At 61.4% G+C, this 8,567-nt stretch carries 7 protein-coding genes; 1 reads left to right on the forward strand and 6 read right to left on the reverse strand.

The window, feature by feature from the left end; all coding sequences use genetic code 11:
• Window positions 1-171 precede the first annotated feature (171 nt).
• The 6 genes from ACAG25_RS24480 to ACAG25_RS24505 all read right to left on the reverse strand — a co-directional run bounded on the left by ACAG25_RS24480 (window position 172) and on the right by ACAG25_RS24505 (window position 6,888).
• A complete protein-coding gene (locus ACAG25_RS24480; protein ID WP_370491030.1) occupies window positions 172-1,365 on the reverse strand; it encodes a DNA cytosine methyltransferase in 1,194 nt (397 codons plus the stop codon).
• Window positions 1,362-3,026, reverse strand: coding sequence for a DUF2357 domain-containing protein (locus tag ACAG25_RS24485; RefSeq protein WP_370491031.1), 1,665 nt, complete (start codon window positions 3,024-3,026; stop codon window positions 1,362-1,364). Before ACAG25_RS24485 ends, ACAG25_RS24480 begins: the two co-directional genes overlap by 4 nt.
• The gene (locus tag ACAG25_RS24490; RefSeq protein ID WP_370491032.1) at window positions 3,020-4,456 is read right to left on the reverse strand and encodes an AAA family ATPase; all 1,437 of its coding nucleotides are present in this window, start codon (window positions 4,454-4,456) and stop codon (window positions 3,020-3,022) included. Before ACAG25_RS24490 ends, ACAG25_RS24485 begins: the two co-directional genes overlap by 7 nt.
• Window positions 4,457-5,144: 688 nt before the next feature.
• Window positions 5,145-5,915, reverse strand: a complete 771-nt coding sequence (locus ACAG25_RS24495) for a uracil-DNA glycosylase family protein (RefSeq protein WP_370491033.1) — start codon at window positions 5,913-5,915, stop codon at window positions 5,145-5,147.
• On the reverse strand, window positions 5,912-6,511 hold the full coding sequence (locus ACAG25_RS24500) for a recombinase family protein (protein WP_370491034.1): 600 nt from the start codon (window positions 6,509-6,511) through the stop codon (window positions 5,912-5,914). The genes ACAG25_RS24495 and ACAG25_RS24500 overlap by 4 nt, the downstream gene beginning before the upstream one ends.
• On the reverse strand, window positions 6,511-6,888 hold the full coding sequence (locus tag ACAG25_RS24505) for a hypothetical protein (protein ID WP_370491035.1): 378 nt from the start codon (window positions 6,886-6,888) through the stop codon (window positions 6,511-6,513). Before ACAG25_RS24505 ends, ACAG25_RS24500 begins: the two co-directional genes overlap by 1 nt.
• A 372-nt stretch (window positions 6,889-7,260) precedes the next feature.
• Between ACAG25_RS24505 and ACAG25_RS24510 the strand changes: the two genes are divergently transcribed.
• Window positions 7,261-8,567, forward strand: a 1,307-nt coding sequence (locus ACAG25_RS24510) for a zinc-ribbon domain-containing protein (protein ID WP_370491036.1), incomplete at its 3' end; no start/stop codon positions are given.

Below are 8,567 nucleotides of genomic sequence, written 5' to 3' on the forward strand. Positions count from 1 at the left end.
CTACGATGCCCCACGGAGCGACCAACCACTGGTCGCAATCCAATAGATCGAGCCTCCAGTAGAACCAGGGCGGTTCACTGTCACCCGAATCGCGCAGCTTTGAGCGAGACACTGTCATTGTTGTGGCCAGTCCATCCAACGAAGACCGAACCGAATCAATGGCGCGGAGCACTAGCTCTCCAGCGACTTCGCGAGACTTTCGGCGATGTGCCTTGACAAGAAGGGCGGGACAGCGGAGCCGATCATCTTCGCTACGTGTGGCTCAGACTTGCTGATGAAGTCGAAGTCGTCATCAAAACTCTGCAGGCGCGCCGCCTCGCGCATCGTTATGCCGCGGTCTTCGACGGGGTGACCGAAACAACCCGAGCCGAGGTAGTTGCAGCTCTTCGTTATGGTCTTTGCCGGCGCGTCCCAACTCAACCGGCCGTAACTGTTGTAATAGGCAGATTTGGTCTTGAGGTGATCTGGCAGGTCAGACGCGATCATTCCGGGCTTCATTGCCCGGAGGCGGTTAAGTACCCGTTCGGAGGGGATTCTGGCGACGTGGTTCATCGGAGTGGCCGTGTCACTTCGCATCGCCAAGGCATAGCCAGACACCGTGGGGCGATAGTGCTTCACGGACTGTCGACCAAGCTCACGGTTGGTCGCAGCGGGCAGATCGCTGATGGCATCACCCACAGTTACATATGGAGCAAGATCGTCCTGCGACGTCGGCTTCGAGATCGGGACACGCGCATGAGTGGGTTCGGGCCACTCGTAAGGACGCAGACCCTTCTGGACGGCGACAACGAAGGCTCGACGCCTTACTTGCGGTACGCCATAGTCGGCGGCGTTGAGAACCGCCCATCGGACGCTGTACCCCATCCCATCTAGACGACGAGCAATTTCAGCAATCGTCTTTCCACCATGCGACGTGACCATCTGGGGCACGTTTTCAATGACAACCCCCCGAGGTCGCAGTAGGTCCACCACGTTTAAGTAGTACCTGAACAACGTGTTCCGCGGATCGCGACTGTCGAGGGGATTGCGCGTATACAAGACGCTTCCGTCGGCGAGACGCACGCCGTTACTACGGTTCTGACTGAACCCCTCGCACGGCGGCCCTCCTACCAGCACGTCAAGCGAGCCCTGTGAATCCAAACCCATCGGCTCTAGTCGCTCCGTGAAATCGCGAGGCGCCAAGGCCGTGATGTCACCTGGAATCAGGACGGGGTAGTTCCCCTCTTTTGCGTGGTTATGCGCGAATGTCTGCAGGGCTTGTGCGTCTATGTCGGTACCCAATACGACCTCATACTTCCCCGTGCGCACAAAGCCGTGCGACAGCCCTCCACAGCCAGCGAACAAGTCGACGATGCGCATCTTCATGCCGCGGTCCCTTCCAGACGCTTATCCAGGTAATCGTTGATGGCTTCCTCCATGAGAGCAGTCCCTGAAGGAAGCATTGGTATTCCACCAACACCCACCGACAACCAGCTCATGTAGAAGCGGTGGTACCGGTACTTCTCCCTCTCCACGCCAGGAAAGGCGATCAATCCGGCGTGCGCTAGACGCACGTGTGGCGGCTCCTTACTGACGATCGCGTCCCGGTAACGATGCAATACGTTGACATCCTCGGCCAGGGGCCCTGCGATGCCATATCGGGCTAGGTAGGAATGATCTTGGCCAATGCGGTACTTCGCATCGATTATCAAGAACCGGGTTCCATCCTCGACCTCGATAATCGCGTCCGGCTCTTGGTCGGTAGTTGGAAGGCCGACGAAAAGCCTCCTGTATTGGCATCTGATCCGTCGTCCGGACCGGTCCGCGAGGATTATGGTCGACTTGCTGCCGGCGGTCATCACGAGCTGGCTCCCGGCACGTTTGACTAGCGGGTCGCTGCTCTTAACAACGGTCGGGAAGCGGGTCTTGAGAATCTGAGTAATCCGCAGAAACACCCAGTACTCGTACATCGTCGGAAGGTCTTTCAATCCAACCGGCTCTGAATCTCGAAGCGGTTGGAGCGCCAGCCATAGGAGTCGGAGGTCTCGAAAAGCTCGTTCATACAGTGGGTCTCGCAGCCGGACATGAAGAGTCGGCACATGGTGAACGGGCCTGACACTAATAAGCCGCAGTCTCCACTGTTCCGCTGCTTGCGCGAGGGCATAGATCGGCGCAGCGAGATTCGCATCAACCTTATTGAACCACCTTGCGGATACGACTGATCGCGCCATTGAGCGCAGACGATCGACCTCCCAACGAAGGTAGCCGTTGAGTGGCGTCGATTCGCTTTGCCTCAGTGTGTGCGCCTGCAACGCGTTTCGGTGCTTCGCGATCGTTCCATACGACCGGCGAGACACTGGCTTCGCACCCCGTAATCGGTCAGCCATGACGATCTCAGTCGAGGTCTCGAGCTGCGGCCTCAGACGCGGCAGGAGTCGTTCCATCGACTCGAAGAGCCGATCGGCGGATCGGTGAACCATTTCCAGCCATTCCAATGGAGCGTCTTGGCTCCCTTCCCTGGGCACAAAGCCAGCGCCGGCCGCGCCGGCCAGTGATGCGGTCAGAGTCGGAGCTAGTTCTTCCAACTCGGCCCGTATAGCCTCAAAATCACGCCTGAAGTCGATTTTTGTTGGAAAGCACTCCATTCGAATCGTCATAGTCCCGAGCGGCGTATCCCACCTCCAGGCCACATCTCCAACTGCGCCGCGGTACCGAATCTCAATGTGTTGGAGGTTATGGTGGCGGACTATCTCGGAAGCAGCGTCGGATCGAGGAGAAGTGGTGACGGTGGTCGCTTGCGGGCCGGTCAGATAGATCGCTATCCGCGAGTTCTCTGCTATCAGTGGGCACCTCAGCGGATACGTCACAGCGTCGACCGAACCTAGAGCGGTGCCGAGCACCTCGGCGGAAGCCTCGACTCGGCCGTCCCAAGCGAAGCTGATCTGTGTTGCCACCGGCCGGTCGTGACTCGGAGGACCTTCAACAACCACACCGGTAAACGTGAACTCGCCAGCGCGGCAAACGATAAACGGCGCTGCTTTCACCATGCGCTGAAGTATCCAAATTGACTGTACTGTTCAAGCATCGCAAGAAGCCGCTCCGCGGAGCGCGGATAGCGACTGACGGCGATCTGGGGTCTTAATGATTCAACCGATACCTCCTCGGTCACGTCGACTTCGAGAAGGACCGCCAGCGCACGCCGAAGCGCAAGCGAAGCGGCGGGAGTGGAACCTTGCCACTTAGGCATCACACAGGTCCGAAGTCCAACGTCTAGCACGCTGTCTCTCGGTAAGACCGAGAAAAAGCCGTGACGCTCTGCTAAAGCCAAGAGCATCACCAAGGCGTCACGCTGCCGATAACCGATCGGTCCTCCGAGAGGAGCGGCGACGTCCATAAGCGCGGAAAGCAGAGTCGCGACGGCTTCAAGATGTTCCGGGGCGTACCTAGAAGCGAGGAGCGATCTAGGACGATCAGTCAATAGTGAAATAAGGCTGGGAATATCTGGTAAGGAGAGGCTCGCATCCTGCGCCGCCTCGCTCTTCTCCGGCGGAGCGGCGAACAGGTCGACATGATGGAGGTCGTATACCGCCGCCCGGTCAAGGACTTTTGGACTCAAGGTGCGGGTGGTCTCGTCGATGTTCACGGTCCCGATGAGGTAGACGCGATCGGCAATACACACGTCAGGGACTTCTGCGTCGGGCGGGGCAGGGGGCAGTTGCACATTCGCGCTCCACATGTGACCGTCATCCGCGTGGCGCCAGTCCTCTGCCGCGCTCAGTACCTCCGCGAGGTAGTACTCGGGCGGGGCTAGATTCATCTCATCGAGTCGGACGAAACGCAACTCGTCAGGTGCGTCTTGACCTGCGATCAACGCAGTGAGTAGAACACCAGGAACGAAAGTCTGCGCGATCTCTGAGTAGTAGCCGAGGCTATCCTCCGACGAAACCCAATTCGGCTTGACTTGAACGTCGTGGAAAGTGCCGCCGATCGCGCTACACAGATGGCGGACAAGGCTTGACTTGCCGGTCCCACTCGGACCCGAAAGTATGAGCCATCCGCGACTGGCCAACAGCAGTAGGACCGATGCAAGCTCCTCAATCCCGATGACGTACCCAACATCGTCGAGGTACCGCCGCAGCGCATCCAACTCCCTGGCTGATCTCGATACAGCATCATCACCGGCATCTTTGAGTGCATCGGATACCGACCCCGGGGTTGCTGAACCGAACCATGCGATATCCGAACTGGGCCGCCGGAGGACAGGCACCAGACTGCCCTTCCGTTCGGGTATCACTGATCGGACCCGGTCTACCTCCTCGACAAGCCCCTGACGACGTGCCTTGCCCACTGCGGCAGGGATTTGCATCGGCGTAGCGCCCTGCGGAAGAAGCGGCCGAAGGTCGTCGCTAGTGAATGTCTCGCGCTCCGCGGCAAGCTTTTTGATCACTTCGACAATCTGATCCGTGACGTTCGCCATTAGACGCCCCCTGCTCTGTCGCCACCCGACTTCTCTGCGCGAGCCCGTCGCCGCTTGTACTCTCGACTCCGTTTGTTGTGGGCATCTCGACAGATGTCACAACGACAGCCAGATGAATACGCCGTTTCTGTTCCGTGTTTGCTAAGCACACGACCCTCTGCCCGAACCCGGGCTATGTACCGACGGTGCTCTTCGGTTGATGCCTTCCGGCATTCCGGACACCGGCAGCCCAAATTGCCGTAGCCGTTGACCGTGCCATGGCGCGGATCGTCCGGCGGCAGGGAGTAAAGCCACGGCCCATCCGCACGATACCTCTCGCCGCCCACGCGCGATAGCATCCCATTTCTTGCGTGCGCTGCTGAGACGACACACCGCCGCGCTGAACATCCCGAACGAGTCACGACCGCTCACCTGAGGCGAGCGATGTGCAGCCACATGAGACGGAGACTGTAGGCGGGCGGGACGCCGCGGCGGTTCTCGGAGCGGGCCCCCGACGAGGTGGCCAAGGCCGTGCGCGCCGCCGTCACCTGCGCTGCGAACCGGCGCTAGCCTTGCTTGGCGTCCCAGGAAAGCACAACCGTCGCCGCGCTGGCCAGCTCTTTCCTCGCCTCCAGCATGTCGGTCTTGGTCGGGCTGTGCCCGTTCCCACCGCGCCAGGGCAGCGGAAAGCTGCTCGACCGGTTGGGTATCACCGGTCGGCCACCTTGCGAGCCAGTTCGCTGAAACGCCACCGCTTGCTGGGGTAGACCCCCGGCTCGCTGTGGGCGTGGTGCAGATTGTTCATCGCCGCTGCGACCGCTGACGGCCTACGACGCAGTCGGCGGGCGAGGGCCCGCACGACGGGATGCTCCTCACCGAGCCTGCCGTGCTCGCGGTACACATCGTCGACGGCGATCAGCTCGGCCTCGGTCCAGGGCTGGCGCGACGGCCCGTCGCTCTCGAAACTCCATCGCAGCGCCGCCGCCAGGCTGGACATATACCGACGTTCGTAGGGTTCGCGTTCTTCCTTCGGCAGCTTGTTGCGCGCCCGCAGGGCAGCGGACGGATGTAGGACAAACAGAAGGGCAGGCTTCTCACCGAGGTTCTTGGCCGGCACGGTGAAGGGCCAATGCAGCTCTGGCGCTTGCGGATACAACGAGCGCAACGTGGTCGCCGCGACCTTGCCAAGGCACACGACCAGCTTGGGCTGAATGGCGTCGAGTTCAGCCTTGAGGCGGGGGACTTCTTTCTCGATGTCGAGTTGTGTGAGCCGGTATCCGCTGGGCGGGTGCCAGTCGACGACGTTGGTAGTGAACACTTCGTGTTTATTTCGTCCGGCTTCCTGCAGCGCCCGGTCCAGTAACCGTCCACTACCGCCGTCGAACGGAATCTGCGACTTTTGACGGCCGAGACTCTCCCCAACGATGACCACGGGCGATTCCCGTGAGCCCTTCTTGCCCGCCGCGCTTTGGCTCGTCACCTGTCGTTCTCCTTGGCGGCCAATGTGCGGTACACGGTGGCGCGGCTGACCTTGAGCGCCTCGGCGATCACTGGTACCGGCTCCCCGCTGGCGCGCATCCGCTCGGCCAGCGCGATCTGGTCGGCGCTCAGGGCGCGGGGCCGGCCGATGGGCAGGTTGCGTGCCTTTCGGGAGGCCTTGGCCGCGGCTCGACGCTCGCGGCCCAGCTCCAGTTCCAGTTCGGCGAGCGAGGCCAGTACCCCAGCCACCATGCGACCGGTGGGGTTCGAGGTGTCGATGCCCTCGCGCAGCGAACGGAGCACGATGCCGCGCTCGCCGAGGTCGCGGATCGTCAGCATGACTTCGGCGGCGTTGCGTCCCAGGCGGTCGATGCCGGCGACCACGATGGTGTCACCGGGGCGGGCGTAGTCGAGCAGCGCGGCGAGGCCCGGGCGCTGCTCGCGGGTCGAGGTGCCGGTCAGCTTGTCGCTGTAGACCCTGGCCGAGTCGACCCCGGCGCCGGTCAGGGCGTCGGTCTGGGCGTCGAGTGACTGATGCCCGGTGGACACACGGGCATAGCCGAGGAGTTGGCCGGTTACCGGCACGGCGGCGGTCATCAGCACTCACCCGGGTGGTGGGTTCCACACTGGGTGCATAGCGGGGGCAGCTTGTCGGGTCGGCGGTGGGGGCCGCCTCCGAGGTTGACGTTGCCCAGCGGGGTGAGCTTGACGTTCGAGTCGATGGCCTGCAGCTGCGACAGACGGGCCATCACCAGCTTGTGCAACTCCGGTGAGTGGTCGTGGTTGAGCACCTCGCGGTACAGGTACGACTGACTCTCGGCATCGGACGGGGCCGGGTGTAGTTGGTCGGCGAGCGTGAGCAGCAGTGTGCGTCGGACCATGGCAATGCTGTCAGCCGAGCACGGGATGCCGTCGCGGTCGGCCTCTGCGGACATCTCCTCGTTGGAGAGTCCGCGGTGCATTCCCTCGAGCACCAACGAAAAGCGAGTACGGCCGACATTGGCAAGCAAGATGTTCTCTAACTCTGTCAGCACTGGTGTGGTCGCGAACATCCGCCGATACTATCTCAAAACTCAGACAAAGGTAGTTTTGATACGCGACAACTTTCGAGACAGCCGGACAGCGACTACCGGGCTGTCTTCGAGCGTGCCAGCAGCCGTCTCGAAACTAAAGAATTGCGACAGGCCAAGTCTTGTCTGGCGCACCGGGGTCATCCGTTCGAAGGGGTCGTGCGGGGTGGGTTCATGCTTGGTCGGCCAACGGTACGTAGCGTCGGCCCGCTTCGTTCGTCGCGCTGCCTACCGATCCAACCCTTGCCAAACGATCAACGGACATAGTCTTCCTTCATGGGACATCAGGTTTGCTCAACCGCCGGCTGCGGCAACCTAGCCGCGTTCACCACGCGCAGTAGGCCGGCATGGTGCATCGACTGCCTGGACCAGATACTTCTGGAAGCTGGTCTGACGGCCGTCGAGCCGTTCAAGAGCTTCAAGGACTGGTGGCTGACAGCCTGCGTCACCTGTGGAGTGCAAGCCCATTACAGGCTTGAATACGTTCTCGGCAACAACGCCAAAGATGAGAAGACCTGCCGTGCGTGTCATTGGAAGGCGTGGTCGGCAGAAGGGCGCGCTTATATGGCGAGTCATGTGCCCGACGCGGAACTCGCGAAGGTGGCCAGCGAGCAGTTAGGTCTGCCCCGTGGGCGGTCCCGTGAACAGATCGAGATTGCTGTCGTGGACAACGGCTACGAACTGGTGGGTATCACCTCTGAACTGACAGGCGATTCCGGCCACAGCACGGTGGTCGTGCGGTGCGTGAAGTGCGGGCGGATCAGCGTTAAGCGACTGGGCGACATCGGTTGGGGGTGCAACTGTGCGCGGAACCAGAACCGCTCGAGCTATGGCGGCAGGAAGGCGCGACCTCAACTTTTGAAGGATTCGGATTCCGACTTGCTCGAGTGGTGGGACCACGAACGCAACACGGTCGCGGACTTCGACACGGTCAGCCTGCGAGCAACCCGTGTATGTCACTGGAGGTGCCCGACATGCGGGAACCGCTTCGCCGAGAAGGTCAGCACGATGGCGACCCGAGGAGGAGTCTTTCGATGCGCTCAGTGTGAAGCGGAGTGGAGAAACAATTGGCGCGCCGAGCACGCTCGGTGGAAGCGAACGTCAATCGCCGATGTGCCCGTCTTGGCCGCCGCGTGGGCCGACGACGCCGACCCGCGCCGCGTCACTGTGGTCGGCAGGGGGTTGGAGGCGTATCGCTTCAAGTGCCCTAACGGCCACACACCAAGGATCAGGCCGCTGCTCTTTCTGGACCGCGGCTGCCCTTATTGCAGAGCCAACGTCACGGCGAAGAAGAATCGGCACTACCTCGCCGACACCGATCCCGAGGTCGCCTCGCAGTGGCACCCGACCCTCAACGGAAAGTTAACGCCGCAAACTGTATTGTCGACCTCCAAACGTAATATCTGGTGGCACGCGGATTGCTGCGGCTATGAGTGGCAAGAGCCTGTGAGAGACCGAAACAAATACCAGCGATGGCGCTGCCCTCAATGCCGCACCATCTTGGATGTCGACGGACATGAAAAGCTGCCCACTGGCGGACATGAAAATGCCCATCCGCGGCCAATAAGTACTGCCCATCGGCG

This window comes from Mycobacterium sp. pV006 (assembly GCF_041287115.1).
Lineage (GTDB): Bacteria > Actinomycetota > Actinomycetes > Mycobacteriales > Mycobacteriaceae > Mycobacterium.

What these genes read in the sequence shown, in the direction of transcription:
- ACAG25_RS24500 (WP_370491034.1), bottom strand. Translation starts at nt 6,511, where the DNA reads ATGACCGCCGCCGTGCCGGTAACCGGCCAACTCCTCGGCTATGCCCGT.
- ACAG25_RS24485 (WP_370491031.1), bottom strand. Translation starts at nt 3,026, where the DNA reads ATGGTGAAAGCAGCGCCGTTTATCGTTTGCCGCGCTGGCGAGTTCACG.
- ACAG25_RS24480 (WP_370491030.1), bottom strand. Translation starts at nt 1,365, where the DNA reads ATGAAGATGCGCATCGTCGACTTGTTCGCTGGCTGTGGAGGGCTGTCG.
- ACAG25_RS24490 (WP_370491032.1), bottom strand. Translation starts at nt 4,456, where the DNA reads ATGGCGAACGTCACGGATCAGATTGTCGAAGTGATCAAAAAGCTTGCC.